The following is a 21,230-nucleotide window of genomic DNA, read 5'->3' on the forward strand; positions in this document are numbered from 1 at the left end:
ATCCCTTGCAAATTGCTGGCGCTGTTTATACTGAAGCCATTCTGTTGCAAGAATGCCGTTCTTCATAAAAAAGAAGGATTTAACCATGTTCGCAAAAAAAGTTGTGGCCGCTGCCGTGTTGTTGGGTCTGTTCGGTGCTGCAAGCACTGTGCAGGCTGATCCACTGACCGTTTATGGTAAAATTAACGTGTCGGCGCAAAGCTCAGATGATGGCGCCGGTCAGTTCTCCGAATTAAAAAGCAATGCTTCGCGCTTTGGCGTCAAAGGTGACTACAAACTGGAAAACGACCTGACGCTGATTTATCAGCTGGAATGGGAAGTGGACCTGACCGACGAAGCGAACGAAAAGAATATCAAAGGCCGTGACCAGTTTATTGGTTTAACAGGTAGTTTCGGGACCATTAAAGCCGGCCGCAACGACACCGCATTAAAGCTGTCGCAAGGCAAAATGGACCTGTTTAACGACTACGAAGCCGACATTAAAACGCTGTGGAAAGGCGAAAACCGCATGAACAATTCTTTGGCTTATATCACGCCGAAGTTTGCCGGTTTCTCGCTGATGGTCAGCCACATTATGGAAGACTCAGAAAAAGGTCAGGATGGTCAATCTGTTGCACTGATGTACGGCGATGACGGCTTGAAAGACAGCCCGCTGTTCGCTTCAGTGTCTATGGACAACGATGTGAATGGTTACGATAGCAGCCGCGTGTTTGTGCAAGGCAAAGTTGCGAAAATCAAACTGGGTGCTGGTTTACATCAACAGGAAGTGATGGCAGGCGGCAAAAAAGAAGATGGTTATCTGCTGAACGCAGCTTATCCACTGGATAAGTTTGAAGTGAAAGCACAGTACCAAACGCTGGAAGACCACGACGGTTATAGCCTGGGTACTGATTACAAACTCGGTAAAGAGACGAAATTATTCGCCTGGTACAGCAGCTTTGATTTCTATAACAAAGCCGATACCGATTATCTGGCGATTGGTATCGAACATAAGTTCTGATGCTCTCATCAACAACAAAAAACCGGCATTTGCCGGTTTTTTGTTTTCAGAGCCAACCCTTTCGCTTAAAAAACAGATAAGGCGTGAGGCCGGCTATCAGCATTAAGCCAAGCGCTAGTGGATAACCAAATTGCAGGTTTAATTCCGGCATATGCGCGAAGTTCATGCCATAGCTGCTGGCCACCAGTGTCGGCGGTAGAAAAATCACCGAGACGACCGAGAAGATTTTGATGATGCGGTTTTGCTCGATGTTGATAAAACCCATCGCTGATTGCAGCAGAAAGTTAACGCGTTGCGAGAAGGATTCATTGTGCGGCAGCAGAGATTCCACGTCGCGTAACACGTCACGCGCCTGCTCCAGCTGATCGGCCGGTAAACGGGCTTTGCGTAATAAAAAGCTGATAGCCCTTTGGGTATCCATCAGGCACAGCCGCACTTTCCAGCTCATATCTTCCAGTTCGGTCAATTTAGACAGCGATTCCTGAAAGGCTTCATTCTGTTTGCCCTGCAAAATCACCTGACTAATGGCTTCGAGCGCCAGCGAAATCTCTTCGATGCTGTCGGCTAATTGTTCAATTTTCACTTCAAACAAATCCAGTAACAGCTCAAACGCATTACTGCTTTGCAAATGCGCATTACGTGCGCGCATCCGGTACAGACGGAACACCGGCAACTCGCGTTCGCGCAGGGTAAACAGCCGGCCATCGCGAATGGTAAATGCCACAGTGGTAGTCGCAGCGCGGTCTTCCTGATAAAAAAACAACGAGTGGACGTGCAGGCCGTCTTCGTCTTCGAAAAAACGCGCTGACGCTTCGATATCGTCCAGTTCAGCCCTGAGCGCGAGTTGTTGACCAAACTGGTCGCTAATGAAACTACGCTCGGCTTCATCCGGCTCCTGTAAATCGAGCCAAATCGCCTGCTGCACCTGCTCAGCACTTTGCAGTTCGAGCCGTGCCAGTTTTTGTTGTTGTACGGTGAAGATCCGCAGCATCAGGTGACTCCCGGTAAAAAGACGAGGTCCTATGGATGACACAGTGCGAGAAAATACTTTGCGGTGGCAACAGGCCGGTCAGACTGCAACTGACCTGGCTAAACAAGACAGGAAGAGGCGGCAGACTGAATTACAACAAAGAAGGTCGACTGGGTATGTCCAAGGAAATGCAGCCTCTGGCAATAAGTTAGGTTGATCTTAAAGAACCCGTACCGGTCTGGTCAAGGTAAAGCTGGTCAGAACAGCAGGGGAAACCTGTTAAAAAAACAGAACCGCGGAGTGGCAATCCATGCCAGCGTCCGCGGTTCTCCAACCGTTGTGGTGCAACCCTAAAGGGCTTTATCAGAACTTCTGGCTGTAACTTAAACCGACGCTGACACCTTCTTCACGTTTTTGCAGAATTTCGCCTTGTTGCAGAATTTCTGTTTCTTCGTTCAGCAGGTTTTTCACCGAGAACTTCAGGTTACCTTCCGGCAGCACTGTGTAGCTGTAAGTGAAATCGAGCGAGTGGAACGGCTGTTCATACGCATCATCTTTGCCATCAATACCGGCGAAGGCGATCCGTTTGCCAAACACGTTATAAGTCAGAGTAGCCGTATGGTCTTCATTGTCGGAATCGTAACCGAGCTGGAAGTTCACCACGTTTTTACTGTGACCGGTCAATGGCCGTACCAGGTTGGTCAGGTTTGACTCGCCGAGCGCCTGCATTTCGATTTCTGATTTGCTCAGCGTCAGGTTGGTGTTGATAAAGAAGTTATCAACAAACTGGCCAAAACTGCCTTCGAACATGTCCAGCTTTTGCAGCATTTCTGCTTCAACACCGTAGACTTCACCGGCTAAGGCGTTACGGAATGACATCAGCAGGTTGCCGTCTGAGCCTTTCAGTTCAATGGCCTCAATCGGGTTGATCATATCTTTGTAGAACACACCGATGCTGTAATTGCTGCCCGAATCCAGATAGGATTCAAACCGCATGTCGTAGCCTTTGATATCGGTACTCTTCAGGTCGGCAAAGCCCATTACTTTAAAGTCAGTGATCGGGTCGATAAACAACACCGGCGTCACTTCACGTAAGTCAGGACGAACCACGGTTTCACTGAAACCAAAGCGCAGTTGCGTTTCTTCGGTACGCATCCAGGTTACCGAGAGGGCCGGATACAGGTCATCTTCCTGGATCGGCATCTTGGTGATATCACCCTGCACCGCGCCGGTTGACGGGTTCAGCGGGATAGAGACCTGACGGAAATCTTCATAACGCACACCCAGATTGACGCGCCAGGTGTAGTCATAAGTCGCTTCCATCGAGACATAAGCCGCATCAATCATCTGAGCCGCTTTGTAATCGTCCGCATCGCCCGTCACATCAGAGATTTGGAAGCGCTTGGCGGCGTTCTGGATATTGGCATCGGCAAACACCTGGCTATACGCCAGACTCAGGTCGTCGTTGGAGAAACCACGGGTATCAAACTTGTAACGCGCAGTACTGGCGTCACGCTGACGTTCGAAGTAGCTGTAACCAGTGCTAAACGTCCATTCGGTTTTTTCGGTCGACACTGGGTACTTGGCGTTCCAGCTGACGTTTTCAGTATTGTCTTGCATGTCGCCAAACTGATAAATCACCGCGTTGTCGCTGCGACGCATCGTTTTGCTCTGTAGTTTACCGGCATCATCCAGGCTGCGGACATACAGATATTCCACTTCGCCCGGCGCACTGCGTTCAGCTTTAGCGTCGGTGTATTGCCAGTCAATATTCAGGTCGCCTGCCCAATCCAGCGTATGTTTACCGCGGATCTGGTTGCTGAGCATGGAGCGCTCTTCATACAGAATGTTATAAAATTCGTTTTCACGGTTTGCTTCGTTGATGGTCTCAATCGAGTCACCAATTTTGCGTTTGATCCGATCTTTAGTGTCCTGCAGGTAGATGCTGGAGGTTTCAAAGCGGTGATTGTTGTCCCACTCAAAACCAAAGTTCAGCATGCCGGACAATTTAACCTGATGCTCGGTACGCAGGATGTTATCGTAACGATTCAGCGGCGTTAACTCAGTGCCGGTCGTGATGGAATAATAACGTTCCTGATCTTTGCTGTTTTCGCTGGACTGGTCGTAGCTGACACCCGCCATCACACCAAACACGCGCTCACCGATATCAAAACGGTTACCCCAGGACATGCTGGCATCATAGGCCGGGCCTAAGCTTTTCTCATTCACATCGAGCTGGCGATTCATTTCCAGACCCAGATTGCGGTTAATCAGCTCAGCTTTTGCCAGATTGTCGGCGCTGACGCCACCAAGGCCTTGTGCAATAGTGACTAAATCCAGTGAGCCATATTTGGCCACTGCGTCACGGAATGGCTCCGACAGACTGCGGGTGCCGTCATCACGACCACGCCAGTCATCGCCACCGCCGGTATAATCAAGGCCTTTGTCACTGCTGAGGCTGTTGTATTCAGTACCAACTGAGAAACTGAACACTTGTTCCAGCGGGATACTGCTGGTGCGGATATTGATGTTACCACCACCAAAAGCGGCTGGTAATTCCGGCGAATACGACTTCTGCACCACCATACTTTCGATGATACCGGCCGGGAACATATCCATTGGCACAACGTTACGCGTCGGATCCGGGCTTGGCACCTGCGCGCCGTTCAGTAACGTGGATGAGTAACGCTCACCGAGGCCACGCACATAAATAAACTTATCTTTGACCAGCGTCAGACCTGTCACGCGGCGCAGTGCTGCGGCTGCGCTACCGTCACCGGCGCGGGAGATTTGGTCCATACCCAGCAACTCAGCGACAAATGGTTGCTGACGACGTTCTTCGGCAGTGGCGGCAGCTGAGCTTAACAGACGGCCGGACACGTTGATCCGTTCTACGGCCTGAGTGTCGCTGGCTGGCGCCGGGCTTGTTACTGCCGGTGCTGCGGCTTCCTGTGCAACAACCGCAGTCAGCGGCAGGGCAGTACTGGCGCTCAGGGCCAGCAGAACTGCGCGGGTGACGCGGTTGCGGTTTAAATGAAATGGGCCAAATGGGTGCAAGCTGCTCATTTTTTCTGAATCCTGTCGGCTGCGAATTCCAGCCTGAGTTTTTATCTGCCCGGTCATTGCCGGGTTCTTCACAAAAGTCTTCGTCAGCACAAAGCCGGCTTTTGATTACTCAAAAGCCGGCTGTTTTTCATGCTTAGTTGCCTAAACCAGTGGTCCAGCCTTTGGTCCAGTCATTGGCCGCATCCATGGCGCCGACAAAGGTGGTCTTGGTGAAGAAGCTGTCGACTGCGGCCATATCTTTGGCTGCTGTCGTGTCGATGGTGTAAAGACCGTTCAGCACTGCAGCTTGGTCTGCGGCAGTTTTATTGCCTTGCTGACCTTCAAACCATTGTTTGACTGTCATAGTTGGCGATACGGTGCCTTTAAACGGTTCCGGGCAACCCAGTACTGAGTGCGTCATCACCAGTTTGGCGCTGGCTGCTAAGGCCTGAGATTGCGTTGATTCAATTTCCAGACACTCGCCCATGGCGCCAGTGTCAGTTTTTGGACCTGCAATCAGGATGTTGTGCAGCTTGGCAGAAGTACCAGCGCGCAGCAGGATGCCTTCAGAATCCATATCGGCAGACTTAAAGGTGTTACCGATGATGGTCATGTTGGCAACCGTCGGCTCAGACAGTGGCGTCGCAGAAAAATTCGTTGACTGGTTGTCTGCTTCGATACCGCGGTTGGTTACCGTGTTTGCTGCATCGTGTTTGACCAGCAGGAACTGCGCTTTACCGTTCCAGCCGTCAGTCCAGTCCAGTGAATCGTCTTCGTTACCGGTCAACACCACATATTTCACGTTGACAGTACCGCCGAACAGTTCCAGACCGTCGTCGAGGTTTTTGTGGATTTGGATGTGGTCAACCACAGTGCCTTTACCAACGCCAGCCAGAGTCAGACCGTTCAGCTCGTTGTCCTTGATGACTTCATAACCCGCATTACGGATTTGCACGTATTTGATTACACCAGAGTTATCATCAGCTTTGTAACCACCGTATGGACCGGCGTTACCTTCCGCTTCGATAGAGCAAGCCGTTGCTGCCTGGTCACACTTGTTGCTTGGTGCGTTACCCAGTACCACGATACCGCCCCATTGGCCGGCGCGGGTGGCTGAGCCAATCACGTCTTGCAGTGAAGTGAACACGATTGGTGCTGTTGGTGAGCCTTCAGCCATGATTTTGCTACCGCGGGCGACAACCAGATAGTCAGAACCTGATTTGCCGTAAATCCGCACGCCCGGGTCAATGCTCAGTGTTGCTGGCGTTGTATTGTCGCCACCGACAGTCACTTTGCCGTTTAACACGTAATCAGCACCGGCTTTTAATGCCACGTTGCTGGTCAGAGTACCTTTGACTTCACAGTTCAGTTTGCCGGTCAGTGACGCGACTTCTGAAGTACCAGCCGGGCAAGCGGTCAGTGCTGCATTGCTGGCGTGTAAACCGTGCGTCCAGCCTTTGGTCCAGTCCGTTGCACCATCAAAAGCGCCGATGTAGTTGGTATTGTCGAACCATGGGTCAACAAAGTTCTGCATGTTGTAGCCTTTGCCCAGCGCAGGTGAAGTTGCAGCTGGCATGTAACCGCCTAATAACGGGTCAGCTACGCTGTTGCCTGGTTGTGCGGCAAACCATTTCGCTACGTCTAACAGCGTGTTGCCGGCAGCGTCTTTTGGCGATTTGAAGTTTTCCGGGCAGTTCACGATAGAGTTACGGAAGATAATTTTGCCGTTGTTAGCATTGGCAACGGATTCTGGCGTTTCGATTTCAAAACACTCACCCATGCCTTTTGGTCCGGTGATGATGGTGTTGTAAATCTCACCGGCGGTACCGGCGCGCAGCAGGATACCTTCAGAATCGGCGGCCGCTGAAGTAAAGGCGTTACCGATAATAGTCATGTTGGAAATACGTGGTTTAGATACCGGCGCAGCGTCAAATTTAGAAGACTGGTTGTCCGCTTCAATCGCGCGGTTGGCTTCCAGATTGTTCGGATTGTGACGGATCAGCACATGTTGTACACGACCAGTCCAGCCATCAGCCCAATCCAGTGAATCGTCACGGTTACCGGTCAGCACTAAGTGTTTGACATCAACGTTACCGCCGAAGAATTCAACACCATCGTCTGAGTTATTATGCACTTGCAGGTAATCAACCACAGTGCCAGAACCAACGCCGGCGAAAGTCACACCGTTTAATTCGTTATCTTTGATTACTTCATAACCCGCGTATTTCACCTGCACAAATTTCAGGATCCCGCTGCTGTCCGTTGGACGGTCGCCACCGTATGGGCCGGCGTTACCTTCAGCTTCAATTTTACAAGTGGCCAGTGCAGCTGCGTCACACTTGTTGGTTGGTGCTTTACCCAGCAGAACGATACCGCCCCATTGGCCGGCAGAAGCATCATTGGCTGTGCCAATCATGTCGTTGACAGAAGTGAACACGATAGGGGCGTTGGCTGAACCAACGGCACTGATTTTCGAACCACGGGCGACTACTAAGAAATCGGCGCCTGATTTACCGAACACAGTGGTGCCTGGTTCAATCGTCAGCGTTGCGCTGTTGGCGTTGTCGTTACCGACTTGTACTTTACCGCTTAAAGCCCAAACGATACCTGAAGTGAAAGTCGCGTCGGCGGTCAGCGTGCCGGTGACTTCACAAATCGTTTTGCTGATGCCACCGACTGCTGCGCCTTCTTTGGCAAAGCTCGGGCATTTGCTGATTGGCGTAGTTGGTGTAGTTGGTGTAGTAGGAGTGGTTCCGCCAGCGCCAGTGCTAATCACAATGTCACCGCCGCCACAACCAGCCAGGAACAAAGCAGTAGAAATTGCGCTTAACTTTAAAATCTTGCCGAATGCCATCTTAATCTCCGTCGATGCAGTGGGTCAGTAAAAAAACTGCACAGACGGTAAATCTCGGGCGTGACTGTTTTATGACAGAATGTTGGCAGGCAGATGACAGTAGCCCCAAGTCCAGCAATGACGCCTGCTAGCGTGGGGGTTGTCAAAAATACTTCATAAAAAAGTCACGGAACTGTCTTCCCGGTTCGTAATATTTTGTCGCCGTGGTTTGCGCTGCCGCAGCGAAGTGCGTCGCAAAAACAGCATACGGCTGTCATGTATGCAAACGAGTTGTGAAGAAGTCGATGCGGGAACAGTCGGCTTTCATAATTATGTCATAATTAGGCGGGATACTGATTGAAGTACCCAAAACCTCGGATGATGGTAACAGGCTATGTCGAGACGAATTCTGATAGTGGAAGATGAAGCACCAATTCGCGATATGTTGTGTTTTGTGCTGGAACAAAATGGATATCAGGCCAGTACAGCGGCAGATTTTGACAGCGCGATTAATCAACTGGTAGAACCATACCCGGATTTAGTGTTGTTGGACTGGATGCTGCCAGGTGGCAGCGGTATCCAAATCGCGAAAAAAATGAAACAACATGAACTGACCCGCAGCATTCCGATCATTATGATCACGGCACGCGGTGAAGAAGAAGACAAAGTGCGTGGCCTGGAAGTGGGCGCGGATGATTATGTCACCAAGCCATTTTCGCCAAAAGAACTGATGGCGCGGATTAAAGCGGTGATCCGCCGTGTCGCGCCAACCAGTCTGGATGAAGTGATTGAAGTGCAGGGACTGAAACTTGATCCGGTATCACACCGCGTGACCGCCACAGACCAGCCACTGGATATGGGCCCGACTGAATTCCGTTTGCTGCACTTTTTTATGACACATCCGGAGCGGGTGTACAGCCGCGAACAATTACTGGACCATGTCTGGGGCACCAATGTTTATGTCGAAGATCGCACGGTCGATGTGCATATTCGTCGCCTGCGCAAAGCCATCTCGCATGGCGGTCATGATCGGTTAGTACAAACCGTACGTGGCTCTGGCTATCGTTTTTCGGTAAAATAACCTTATTCCGCCGGATGGTCTGTGGTTGTCACAGGCCATCGCAACCAAGTAGGTGATATGCGTTTATTACTGTCCAAACGGGCTATCATGACACGTCTGGTCGGATTAGCGATGCTGACTGCGGCTTTAGGCTGGCTATTAGACCTGACCAGTGAATTTCTGCTGGTTTTTGCGGCCGGTGTGATTTTTTGGCACTACAAGCACCTGTTTTTATTGGATAAATGGTTGTGGCGGGACCGCAAGTTGTCGCCGCCGGCCGGTGACGGTAGCTGGCAGCAAATTTTCGACGGTATTAACTACCGGCAACGAAAAGCCAGAAAGAAAAACAAGGATTTACGAGCGCTGGTCCGGCGTTTTCGCGACGGTGCCGAAGCCTTACCGGATGCAATCGTAGTGCTGAGTCTGGACTGGACTATCGTCTGGTGCAACAAGCTGGCCCAACAGATGGCGGGTTTACGCTGGCCCATGGATGAACGCCAGCGCATTGATAACCTGATTCGCAATCCGGAATTTCAGCAATACCTGCAACAGCAAAACTTCGAGCAGGCGATTGAATTACCATCGCCGCTGACTGAAGATCTGACGCTGGAATATCGTGTGCTGCAATATGGTGAAAAGCAATATCTGCTGATCATCCGCGATATCACGCAGCTCAAACAGCTGGAACAAATCCGCAAAGACTTCGTTGCTAACGTGTCGCATGAATTACGTACGCCATTGACGGTACTGCAGGGCTATCTGGAAATGATGGAACCTGAGCATCTGCCACAGCAGGCGATCTGGCAAAAAGCCCATTCCGTGATGCTCGACCAAACTAAACGGATGGACAATCTGGTACAGCAGCTGCTGACTCTGTCGCGAATTGAAGCTGCGGCCAAGGTGCACTACGACGACAACGTCGATGCACCGGCAATGCTGACGTTACTGGAGCAGGAAGCGCATAGCCTGAACCGGGAAAAACAGCATCAAATCAGTTTTGATATTGACCTCGATTTGCGCGTCAACGCCATTACCGAAGAACTGCGCAGTGCCTTTTCCAATCTGGTGACGAACGCGATTAAATACACGCCGGACGGCGGCGAGATCAAAGTCAGCTGGCGACGTGAACATCACAAAGCAGTGTTTACCGTAACCGATAATGGCGAAGGCATAGCGTCGCAGCATGTGAAACGCTTAACCGAGCGGTTTTACCGTGTTGACCAGGCGCGGGCCCGCACCACTGGCGGTACAGGCCTGGGTTTAGCCATCGTCAAACATGTGTTGTCGCGCCATCAGAGCAGATTGATGATTTTCAGTGAACCGAAACGTGGCAGTTCATTCTCTTTTGCACTGCCGCCGGAACTGGTGGTTGGTGAGTTAACAGCAACGCAACCGAAGTTACCTAAAAAGCTGAAATAAGCTGCTTGAGTCGCAGGCATTAAAATGGAGTCAGGTAGGTACGGCAAGCGGAAGCGCCGCCGTACGCTTGTCGGGACTACTTCAACGCCGGCGCCTGCGCCAGGAAATCTACCGCTAAACCTGCCATTGCCCTCACACCATTTTCCATCGCCGGTTCATAAACGCGGAAAAATGGCGAGTGATTGGGGGCCGTCTTCTCAATTGGCCGACCCGGCTCGGCGATGCCAAGAAATAAAAACACGCCGGGAACTTCCTGCTGGAAAAACGAAAAATCTTCTGAGGCGGTGATCGGCTTAATCGGGCTGACACCGGCTTTCGCGCCGGCCCAGTTCAGCGACGGCATCGCCCATTCAGTCAGGCCCGCGTGATTCCAGGTCACTGCCGCAAAACTTTGCGAATGAAAGTGGGCGGTCGCGCCGCTGGCTGCCGCGATATGTTCGCTGGTGTGCTGCATTTTACTGATCAGCTGTTCACGCATCACCGGATCAAAGGTGCGGATGGTGCCGCCGAGTTTGACTTCGTCCGGAATAATGTTCCAGCGCACGCCACCATTCACCTGACCAATCGACATCACCGCCGGCGCTTGCGTCACATCGAGCTGGCGTGCCGGAATTTGATGCAGTGCAGTGATGAGCTGTCCGGTAACCGCAACAGGATCGATACCACGCCAAGGGCTGGAGCCATGCACCTGTACGCCTTTTACGATGATTTCGAAGCTGTCCGCGGCTGCCATAATGCCTTCCGGCTTTACCTGTAACTGCCCGGCAGGGCCTGGCCAGACATGCACACCAAAAATGGCATCGGGTTTACGCTTGGCAAAAATACCTTCTTTGAGCATCAGCTTAGCGCCGCCTTCTTCCCCCGGTGGCGGGCCTTCTTCGGCCGGCTGGAAGATAAACATCACATCGCCGGACAGCTGCGCTTTCATCTTACTGAGCACTGTGGCCGTACCTAACAGCATCGCGACATGCGCATCGTGGCCACAAGCATGCATCACGCCGACTTGCTGGCCATTGAATTCTGCCACGGCTTTGGAAGCAAACGGCAGATCGACTTGTTCTTTCACCGGCAGTGCATCCATGTCGGCCCGCAGCGCCACCAGTTTGCCTGGCTTCCCACCTTTTAACAGTGCCACCACGCCGGTATGGGCAATACCGGTCTGCACTTCCAGCCCGAGTTTTTTCAGCTCAGCGGCGACCATCGCGCTGGTGCGTTTTTCCCGATTGGACAGCTCCGGATGTTGGTGCAAATCCCGACGCCAGCTAATCACCTGCGGCATCACGGCGCTGATGGCAGGAGTTAAATCATTTTTAATATCAGCAGCTTGTGCAGCTGACAGACCGGCGCAACAAGCCGCGCAGGCGATGGCAAGTGAGGTGAGACGACCACGCATGGAACACTCCGACTGGGAATAACAGAAAAGGGACAATGGGTAACTTAACCAGTAAATCGACACTTGCCAACCATAGATAGACGTCTGGCCAGAAATAAGAACAGCGGATCGACCAATACCGCAACCTATTGCTGGCAACAAAAGTTGAGACTGCTGATTTATTCGCCTAATGTGGTGATTGGCGACAAAAAGGAGAATGAAAAATGCTGCGAACATCGTTGCTGTGGTGCCTGATTTTAGTTGGAAGCTTTTCGGCGCAAGCCAGTGATCTGACGTTGCCGGACGCCTGGTTAGGCGAAACTCAGGATTCTGCGATCACCATTAATTATGACGATCTGGACTATGTCTTAAATGCTGCGGTGCTGATGTCGGGTCCGCCAAGCCGGAAAAAGTCGAAGTCATCATCTTCTACAGTCAGTACCCGGCTGAAAAATAATTTTAATCCGTTGACGACCAATGCCGGTAACCGGCTGTTTTTTGAGGAGTTTAAGAAAAATCCTGCGATGGCGGCAGTGATCAGTACGATCCGCACCAGCCTGGAAGCGGTACCCGCTGAGATCCCACTGAATCAGCTCAGCAAAAAAGAACAAATCGCATTTTGGTTAAATTTGTACAACGTGGTGGTGATTGATGAAATCAATAAAGTCTATCCGTTGAAAAGTCTCGAAGATTTTGTCACGGCCAAAGACGGTGTGCTCAGCAAAAAATTGATCAACACTGCCGGTATGCGGCTGAGTCTGAACGACATCCAGTACGGCGTACTGCAACAGAAATATCCGGATGAAGTGCTGGTGATTTACGGCTTATATCAGGGCTATATCGGTAGCCCCAGCATCCGCAAATATGCTTATACCGGCGCAAATCTTAACCGTTCGCTGCAGTTTAACGCCAACGATTTTATCAACACCAATCGCGGCACTTACCCGGACGGCAAGACTTTCCGGGTTGCCGGTTTTTATCAGCGCAATGCCAGCTATTTCCCGGACTTTGAGACGGATCTGCGCAATCACCTGCGTGAGTATCTGCGTGAAGATGAAATTCCGTTGCTGGATGAAGCGACAACGCTGGTGGCTGATATCGACGACTGGACGGTGACCGACATCTACGGCACCAGCCGCAATTATGGCGGCGGCGCCGCGACCAATGACGCCGCTTTGCTTGGCGCTTTTTCGCAGGGCGGCACTATGCTCGGATCCGAAGAAGTGACCAATCTGGAACTGATGGCAAGTACAGTCCAGGCGAAGTCGGTCACTTATGGCCGTTTCTCGGCCGAACAGGTACAAAAACTCAAAGAAATGAAATTTAACCATGAAAATCGCGGTGGGGTAGTGACGGTGACCGATCTCACAGAAGCTGAAGCTGCCGCAAAAGCAAAGTCCGAAAGCGGACAACAAAACGATAAATAGCGGCAGTAAACAAGTAACCATAGCGCTGCGGTATGTTCCGCAGCGCTATGCGTCATATCTCGTCAGTGAGTTCCGGCAAGCCCGGACAAATTAAGCTCAGACCTACTCGTTTGATAAACTGTTGCTCTGAGCGTAAATCTGCGGCCAGCACCGTATGCTGCTGATACCAGCTGTCAGGCATTAACAACGTCAGTTGCTGCGCAGCTGCATGCACCTGGAGCTCCGGCAGAATATCTTCCCGGCGTTTCTGATTCAGTAATATTGCTAGCCGAAACAGACTCAGTGCGTAGTAAAAATCACTCTGACGATACAGATAAAACGGCGTGATATCGTCAGGTTTGATTTTGCGCCGGTGATACCGCACCAGACTGGCCAGTACCCGCTGTTGTTCCTGGTTAAAGCCCGGTAAGTTGGAGTTGTTCAGGATATAGGCACTATGGCGCTGTACGCTGGAGGAATTGATTTGCAGGCCAATTTCATAGACATAACAGGCAAACTGTAATAGTTGTCCCCATTCTGCACTGAGCTGCCATTGGGTTTGCGTTTGTGCCCATAAGGTCTGCACGGTCTGACTGACCCGACCAGCCTGTTCTGCATCGACGACATAACGTTTAATCAGGCTTTGAATCGTATGCTGACGGATATCCTGATGTTGCAGCCGGTCACTCATCTCATACAACACGCCTTCGCGCAGGGCAGCGTCGACATACACCATCTCGTCGATCCCCAGCATCCGGAAGGATGCCAGTAAAATCGCGAGGCCAGGTGCCAGTAATTGCTTACGATCTTCGGTCAGGCCAGGCAGATTTAACGCATCGCAGAGCTCCACTTCCAACAACAGTTGTTGCAGTTTTTCCAGATGCTCGAGCTTTATCACATGCGGATGCCAGCCCAGTCCGCTGACAATGTCCTTAATGGTTTTGATGGTGCCGGACGTACCTACCGCCTGTTGCCAACCGGTATTTTTATAACCGGTGTAGATGTTTTCCAGTTCCTGTTCGGCATGCATCAATGCCCGTTCAAACCGTTTTGGGCTGATGCGGCCACGCGGGAAATAGAATTTGGCGAAGCTGACACAGCCCATATTGCGACTGGCCAGTTTCAGTGGCTGAAAATCCACACCAATGGCAAATTCAGTACTGCCACCACCAATATCGATGACCAGGCGTTGACCGGTGTATGTTTCAAAGTGGGCCACGCCCTGATAAATCAGTCGCGCTTCTTCTTGCCCGGCAATGACCTCAATCGGAAACGGAAATACATCCTGCGCCTGCTGCAAAAAGCGCGCGCTGTTTTTTGCCCGGCGCAAGGTGTAGGTGGCGATCACGCGCACGGATTGCGGTGGCATATCTTTGAGCGTATCGGCGAATTGACGCAGCACGGCCAGGCCACGCTGCATCGCTTCATCGCTGAGCATCTGCTGTTCATCCAGCCCATCGGCCAGCTGAACTTTTTGTTTTTCCCGGTGTAGCAATTGCAGCGCGCCGTCAACGATACGCGCGATCACCAGGTGAAAACTGTTGGAGCCTAAGTCTACCGCCGCAATTAATTCGGCGGCAGACAACGCATTTGGCGTCAAATGGGTCATAACTCTGCCTGAATAGTCGGTCCCAGCTGCTGGCTGGCGAGATAGTCATAAATCGCCTGCTGAGACCTGATACTTTTTCTGTTGCCCCTTTTGACATAAGGGTTGCTTTGTTCTTGGTCGATTAGACGGGCTTTGACGTTGTCATTCCACTGCAAATCGAGCACTGTCATAATCTGTTGTTTGATCCGCGCATCATAAATCGGCACGCCTACTTCGACGCGCATTTCGATATTGCGCGTCATCCAGTCTGCGGATGATAAATACAAATCAATGTCGCCGCCATTAAAGAACTGGTAAACCCGCGCATGTTCCAGGTAACGGTCCAGCACACTGATCACTTTGATATTGTGACTTTTACCCGGGATACCCGGGATCAACGAACACATACCGCGTACGATAATCCGGATCTTCACGCCAGCCTGACTGGCTTTATACAGCAGATCAACAATAGGGTCATCGACCAGATTATTCAGCTTCAACACAATTTCGGCTTTGCGCCCGCTCAAAGCAAAGTCAATTTCGCGCTGAATTAAGCTGTTGAGCTTTGGCCGGCTCCAGGTCGGCGAGACAATTAAGTGTTGAAAAACAAAAGGCTTGTAACTGTATTCAACAAACTCAAATACCTGATCAACTTCATCACAGATTTCTTTGTGACAAGTAAACAAACTCATGTCGGTGTAAATGCGCGCGGTTTTTTCGTTGAAATTGCCGGTACCGATATGGGCATATTTCACCAGTCCGCCTTTTTCTTCGCGGCTGATGATGCACAATTTCGAGTGAATTTTCAGTGTGGTCAGGCCAAACACCACCTGCACGCCAGCCTGAGTCATCCGTCTGGCCCACTGGATGTTATTTTCTTCATCAAAGCGCGCTTTGAGCTCCACCACCACTGTGACTTTTTTACCATTTCTGACCGCATCGAGCAGGGAATGGATCACCCGCGAATTTTTTGCCACGCGGTACATCGTCATTTTGATCGACTTCACTCGCGGGTCAAAGGACGCCTGACGCACCCATTCGGTGAAATAAGTGAAGTTGTGATAGGGGTAATGCAATAACACGTCATTGCTGCGGATCGCATCAAAGGTGGTGTTGTGTTGTTCAAAATCCGGGCTTGGCAACGGCGGTAGCGGCGAAAATTCCAGACTGGCATGGCCGGTATACGGAAAATTAATGAAATCTTTGAAATTCCGGTAACGACCGCCGGGAATTAGCGCGTCCAGCGTGTTAGCACCCAGCAATTTACGCAAAATTTTCAGCATATGCTCAGGCATCGACACGTCGTAGACCAGTCGTACCGGCTCTGATTCCAGCCGTTGCCGGATGCCGTGCGACATCTTGTCGAGCAGGCTCTGATCCAATGACTCGCTTAAGTCATATTCGGCATCTTTGGTCAGTTTCATCGAGTAGGCCTGGATGTCACAGAAATCAAAGAAACCGGCGAACAAGTCGCGCAGGCAGTGGATGATCACATCGTCCAGCATCATAAACTGATGGCGATACCTGCCGCGGCGTTTGGTGCGGTTTAATGCAATCGGCAGTTCTAGAAAACGTGACACATCATCGGTCGGAACCTGCACTATGGCATATTCCGGCTTGCCTTGGCCGGTCATTTCCACCATCAGATAAGTGGCATTGTCTTCCAGGCGTTTTGACAACTGCAGATGTTCATTCGATAGCAGTACCGGTGAGATGTGGCGCAGGACTTTTTCCTTGAAATAGGATTTCACCCAGGCGCTTTGCGATTCGTTCAGCTTGTGCTGGTCGATAAACTCGATGTTATGTTTACGCAATCCAAGTTGCAGGTCCATATGAATGGCATTGAACTTGGCTCCGAGGCGCAATACAAACTGTTGAATTTGTTTTAATAAATGTTCGGTTTGGCTGGCGTCTTCATTGTGATACATCTGCAGCATGATACGTCGTTTCACGTCCGCAACCCGCACCCGGTAGAACTCGTCCATGTTATTGGAATAAATGCCGAGGAAACGCAGACGCTCAATTAATGGGTTGCGTTCGTCAGCAGCTTCCTGCAATACGCGTTCATTAAAAGCAAGCCAGCTTAATTCTTTTGGGAAATAATGCATCGGGTGTTCTGAATTGTTTGGTAGTTCCATATCAGTTCCATCACTGCGGGGGAGGTGCTGAGCCTAATCTATGGCAATTTGATGAAAGAATTATGAATAAGATAGCCCGTCACGTCAGAACATGCACGGGCTATTGTTGGACAGAACCGTTTCAGTTCAGATTTTCAACATCGACCATCACATCTGAGGCGATGTCTTCGAGCGCATGTACCACTTCGTCTTTGTTCAAACCTTCTGGTAACTCGACGGTTGCGATCGCATTAAACAGCGGCACACCCCAATTCGGTGCGCTTTGCTTAGAGCTTTCAAAGTGAATGATATTGGTGCCTTTGTGCTTAATGACCGACGACAGTTCACGCACAATACCCGGTCTGTCGTTGCCGGTGATGACGAATTTTAGCAGTTTCTGCTCGTTGACGCGGGAGTCCACCCCATGTTGTACGCGGATATCCAGATCCTTCATCTGTTGCAGGGCAGCGGTTAAAGCCGCTACATGTTGTTCTGCCACTTCAACCTGTAAAATCCCGGCGAAGTAACCAGCCAGATGGCTCAGGTTACTTGCGGTCCAATTGCCGTGATATTCGGCAATCAACGTTGCAAGTTGTTCGACCAGGCCGGCTTTATCCTGACCAATCAACGTTAAAACCAACTGCTTCATAGCGCATTTCCTTGTTTTAGTACGGCGCTGGAAATCCCACGACTAGCTGGATTCAGCGTAAAAAATATATCATATTAAAATTTAATTTTTGTTATTAAAACAACTTGACCAGAGGCCAAACGGTTAACCATCCGGGCGCCCAGCCTGCCGAAACTATAGCCAGCCACTTCAAAAAAACAACACTGCTGGTCGATTTTTGCTAGAAATTCACCAGACTGTTTTCTCGTCATATTATTGTCATATTACCGAAATATGATGTGTAGCGTGAACTGCAGGCACAGGCTTGCGATTGCCAACAAGAGGACTTTAAGGTGAAAACTTTTAAAATTTTATCGACTGCAGCCATTATCGCTGCCACTTTCAGTTTTCAAGCCGCTGCGGTGACTAAAGTCGACCCGGCTTTACCTGACTACCAGAAAGCCTCTGGCGTATCGGGCAGTATCTCCAGTATCGGTTCTGATACGCTGAACAACCTGATGACGTTGTGGGCTGAAGATTACCGTAAGCTGTACCCAAATGTGAATATTCAAATTCAGGGTGCCGGCTCTTCTACAGCGCCAACAGCATTGACTGAAGGTACTTCAAACTTCGGCCCAATGAGCCGTGCGATGAAACCAAGCGAAATTCAGGCGTTTGAAGCCAAATTCGGTTACAAACCAACTGCAGTGCCGGTTGCGGTCGACTTACTGGCGGTTTACGTCAACAAAGATAACCCAATCAAAGGCATGACCATGGCGCAGGTTGACGCAGTGTTTTCTGCAACCCGCAAATGTGGCTACAAAGAAGACGTAACGCGCTGGGGTCAATTAGGTCTGGATGGTGCGTGGGCGAACCGCGATTTCACCATGTACAGCCGTAACGCGGTGTCTGGTACTTACGGTTACTTCAAAGAACATGCGTTATGTAAAGGCGATTTTAAATCAAGCATCAACGAACAGCCTGGTTCTGCTTCAGTAGTGCAGGGTGTCAGTGAGTCGATCAACGGTATCGGTTACTCAGGTATCGGTTATGTGACTTCTGGTGTTCGCGCACTGCCACTGGCGAAAAAAGAAGGCTCACCTTTTGTTGAACCGACCGCAGACCACGCGCTGGATGGCAAGTACCCACTGTCGCGTTTCCTGTTTGTTTATGTTAACAAACACCCGAACAAAGAACTGACACCAATGGAACGCGAGTTTATCAAACTGGTGTTATCAAAACGCGGTCAGGAGATTGTGGTTCGTGACGGTTATGTACCAGTTCCGAACAAAGTTGCGGCGAAAGTACTGGCCGAACTTGGTATCAAATAAATCTCTGCTCTTTTTTGAGGCGCCTGCGGGCGCCTTTTGCATTAGGGCCCCATGGAACGCGGCTGCCAACTTGCGATTTGCCAGTTTGCCCGATCCTGAATGTGGCTAATTTATGACAAAGATCCGCGCTGTAATATTTCTGACATAAATCTCGTCTAAGCTTTGCAGCATCCGAAAAGTCAGTACTGGATGTGTAAACATGCAACAGACCTCCACGTCAGCTCCTGTCACTACAAGGCAATCATTATTGCCAAGCGGTGAGAAACGGGCCCGTCTGCGCCGTTGGCGCAGTTTTAAAGATAAAATGTCCAAATACGGTATCGCATTTGCCGGCATCAGTGTGGTCGCAGCCTTTGCGACTATTTTTGTTTATCTGTTTTCTGAAGTTGGGCCGATTTTCTCGTCAGCCAGCGTGGAAGCAGAGCAAAGCTACCAGATCAACAGCAGCAAACCGCTGTATACCAATCTGGAACGCTACAGTGAAGTGGGGCTGAATGTCTCGGCAGCCGGTGAACTGCAATTTTTTGATGCGCTGACTGGTCAGCCCGGCGAAAAAGTGCAGCTGCAATTGCCGCCAGAAACCACGATTTCAGCGTTTGCCCGTGGCGAACCCCGTTCAGGCTTACTCGCACTTGGTTTATCCAATGGCCAGGCGCTGGTGATCAAACACGAATACAACCTGAGTTATCCGGACGACAAACGCAAAGTGGTGCCTGTGGTCACTTATCCACTGGGTGAAACACCACTGGATTTAAATCCGGGTCAGGCGTTAAAGAGCCTGGCGGTACAGGAAGGCAGCGCGGGTACCGCGTTAGTCGCGTTTGCCGCTGATGGTCGTTTGAGCTACCACGTATTTGAAGCGCAAACCGAGTTTATGACCGGTGAGACGACGTTAGTACGTACCGATTATTCGTTGCCGGATGCACCAAAAAACGTCAGCCGGATTTTACTTGATACCACGCTGCACAATCTGTTCATCGCCGAAGGTAATGAAAAGATTCATTATTATGACGTCACAAATCCCGCAGAGGCCCGATATGTTGAAGCAGTCAGTGCGGTAGCTGCCGGTCAGCAAGTGACCGCGGTCGAGTTTCTGGTTGGTGCGGTCTCGCTGATTGTCGGTGGTTCGGACGGTAGTCTCAGTCAGTGGTTTCTGGTACGCGATGAGCACAACAACTTCCATTTAAAACATATCCGTGATTTTGAACAACATCCTGCGCCGATTCGCCAGATTGAACCTGAGTATTCCCGCAAAGGTTTCCTGGTATTAGATGCTGCTGCCAACCTTGGCATCCATTACGGCACGTCAGCCCGCACTTTATCGCTGGAACCGTTGTTGGAAGGCACCAGTTTTGAGCGTATCGCGATCAGCCCGATCAATACTGCGTTACTGGCTTTTGCCGCCGATGGCAAAGTACAGCGTTTTGCGCTGGAAAATGCGCATCCGGACGTTAGCTGGAAAGCGATGTGGAATGAAGTCTGGTATGAAGGTCGTGGCGAGAAGGACTATATCTGGCAGGCCTCTTCAGGCTCTGATGAGTTTGAAGCGAAAATGAGCCTGGTGCCACTGGCGCTGGGTACGCTCAAAGCAGCTGTCTTCGCCATGTTGTTTGCCACCCCGCTGGCCATTATGAGCGCTTTGTATACCGCCTATTTTATGACACCGAAATTACGCGGCAAGGTGAAACCGACCATTGAAATCATGGCGGCATTACCAACGGTGATTTTGGGTTTCCTCGCCGGTTTATGGTTGGCGCCTTTTATCGAGAAATATCTCAGTGCGGTATTCGCCATTCTGCTGTTGCTGCCGTTACTGATGTTGGTTGCGGCGTATCTGTGGCGCTTTGCGCCGCTGTCTTGGCGCGAGCGTTTTGGTCTCGGTTGGGAAGTGTTGCTGCTGATCCCGGTGATTATTGGTTTTATTTGGCTGTGCGTCAGTTTAAGTCCAGCAGTTGACCAGTTGTTCTTTAATGGCAGTTTGCGTCAGTGGTTTACCGATAACGGTATCACCTATGACCAACGCAACGCCTTAGTCGTTGGTATCGCAATGGGTTTTGCCGTGATCCCGAACATCTTCTCGATTGCTGAAGATGCAGTGTTTAACGTGCCACGCCATTTAACGCAAGGCTCACTGGCGCTGGGGGCAACTCCTTGGCAAACCATGATGGGCGTAGTTTTACCAACGGCAAGTCCTGGTATTTTTGCCGCGGTCATGGTTGGTTTCGGTCGGGCGGTCGGTGAAACGATGATCGTGTTAATGGCCACCGGCAATAGCCCTGTCGTGAATTTCAATTTGTTCGAAGGTATGCGCACTTTGTCCGCCAATATTGCGGTCGAGTTACCAGAAACTGCGGTAGGCAGTACGCACTTCCGCGTGTTGTTCCTGGCTGCTTTGGTGCTGTTTGTCTTTACCTTTGTGTTTAATACGCTTGCTGAAGTGATCCGGCAGCGGTTACGTCAACGCTTCAGTAATCTGTAATTC

General features: G+C 50.7%; 13 protein-coding genes. 6 read left to right on the forward strand and 7 right to left on the reverse strand.

The window, feature by feature from the left end; translation table 11 throughout:
* The first annotated feature begins 85 nt into the window (after positions 1-85).
* Positions 86-1,000, forward strand: coding sequence for a porin (locus tag ACQ66Q_RS19545; protein ID WP_430458321.1), 915 nt, complete (start codon positions 86-88; stop codon positions 998-1,000).
* 46 nt (positions 1,001-1,046) lie between these two features.
* Here ACQ66Q_RS19545 and corA read toward each other — a convergent pair whose 3' ends face one another.
* The 3 genes from corA to ACQ66Q_RS19560 form a co-directional block, all read right to left on the reverse strand.
* On the reverse strand, positions 1,047-1,991 hold the full coding sequence (gene corA, locus ACQ66Q_RS19550; RefSeq protein ID WP_430458322.1) for a magnesium/cobalt transporter CorA: 945 nt from the start codon (positions 1,989-1,991) through the stop codon (positions 1,047-1,049).
* A gap of 342 nt (positions 1,992-2,333) precedes the next feature.
* Positions 2,334-5,036: a TonB-dependent receptor domain-containing protein gene (locus ACQ66Q_RS19555; protein WP_430458323.1), complete on the reverse strand. Its 2,703-nt coding sequence runs from the start codon at positions 5,034-5,036 to the stop codon at positions 2,334-2,336.
* A 133-nt stretch (positions 5,037-5,169) separates the two neighbouring features.
* Positions 5,170-7,869, reverse strand: coding sequence for a hypothetical protein (locus ACQ66Q_RS19560; protein WP_430458324.1), 2,700 nt, complete (start codon positions 7,867-7,869; stop codon positions 5,170-5,172).
* A 373-nt stretch (positions 7,870-8,242) separates the two neighbouring features.
* Between ACQ66Q_RS19560 and phoB the strand changes: the two genes are divergently transcribed.
* Positions 8,243-8,929, forward strand: coding sequence for a phosphate regulon transcriptional regulator PhoB (phoB, locus tag ACQ66Q_RS19565; protein WP_430458325.1), 687 nt, complete (start codon positions 8,243-8,245; stop codon positions 8,927-8,929).
* A 57-nt stretch (positions 8,930-8,986) separates the two neighbouring features.
* Positions 8,987-10,327, forward strand: coding sequence for a phosphate regulon sensor histidine kinase PhoR (gene phoR / locus ACQ66Q_RS19570; protein ID WP_430458326.1), 1,341 nt, complete (start codon positions 8,987-8,989; stop codon positions 10,325-10,327).
* Between the two features lie 76 nt (positions 10,328-10,403).
* On the opposite strand, the gene ACQ66Q_RS19575 is transcribed toward phoR, so the two are convergent.
* On the reverse strand, positions 10,404-11,720 hold the full coding sequence (locus ACQ66Q_RS19575; RefSeq protein WP_430458327.1) for an amidohydrolase: 1,317 nt from the start codon (positions 11,718-11,720) through the stop codon (positions 10,404-10,406).
* A gap of 203 nt (positions 11,721-11,923) precedes the next feature.
* Between ACQ66Q_RS19575 and ACQ66Q_RS19580 the strand changes: the two genes are divergently transcribed.
* Positions 11,924-13,126: a DUF547 domain-containing protein gene (locus tag ACQ66Q_RS19580; RefSeq protein ID WP_430458328.1), complete on the forward strand. Its 1,203-nt coding sequence runs from the start codon at positions 11,924-11,926 to the stop codon at positions 13,124-13,126.
* Between the two features lie 52 nt (positions 13,127-13,178).
* Here ACQ66Q_RS19580 and ppx read toward each other — a convergent pair whose 3' ends face one another.
* The 3 genes from ppx to ACQ66Q_RS19595 all read right to left on the reverse strand — a co-directional run bounded on the left by ppx (position 13,179) and on the right by ACQ66Q_RS19595 (position 17,459).
* On the reverse strand, positions 13,179-14,714 hold the full coding sequence (gene ppx / locus ACQ66Q_RS19585) for an exopolyphosphatase (protein ID WP_430458329.1): 1,536 nt from the start codon (positions 14,712-14,714) through the stop codon (positions 13,179-13,181).
* Positions 14,711-16,831 carry a polyphosphate kinase 1 gene (gene ppk1, locus ACQ66Q_RS19590; protein WP_430458330.1) on the reverse strand — a complete coding sequence of 707 codons (2,121 nt, stop codon included), beginning with the start codon at positions 16,829-16,831 and terminating at the stop codon, positions 14,711-14,713. The genes ppx and ppk1 overlap by 4 nt, the downstream gene beginning before the upstream one ends.
* A 121-nt stretch (positions 16,832-16,952) precedes the next feature.
* Complete coding sequence (locus ACQ66Q_RS19595) at positions 16,953-17,459, reverse strand: glycine cleavage system protein R (RefSeq protein WP_430458331.1); 507 nt, start codon at positions 17,457-17,459, stop codon at positions 16,953-16,955.
* Positions 17,460-17,770: 311 nt separating this feature from the next.
* Between ACQ66Q_RS19595 and ACQ66Q_RS19600 the strand changes: the two genes are divergently transcribed.
* Together ACQ66Q_RS19600 and ACQ66Q_RS19605 are read left to right on the forward strand one after the other, a co-directional pair.
* Positions 17,771-18,748, forward strand: coding sequence for a PstS family phosphate ABC transporter substrate-binding protein (locus tag ACQ66Q_RS19600; RefSeq protein WP_377240851.1), 978 nt, complete (start codon positions 17,771-17,773; stop codon positions 18,746-18,748).
* Positions 18,749-18,947: 199 nt separating this feature from the next.
* A complete protein-coding gene (locus tag ACQ66Q_RS19605; protein WP_430458332.1) occupies positions 18,948-21,227 on the forward strand; it encodes an ABC transporter permease subunit in 2,280 nt (759 codons plus the stop codon).
* The last annotated feature ends 3 nt before the right edge of the window (positions 21,228-21,230 follow it).

It is taken from the genome of Rheinheimera sp., from assembly GCF_965283995.1.
Lineage (GTDB): Bacteria > Pseudomonadota > Gammaproteobacteria > Enterobacterales > Alteromonadaceae > Pararheinheimera.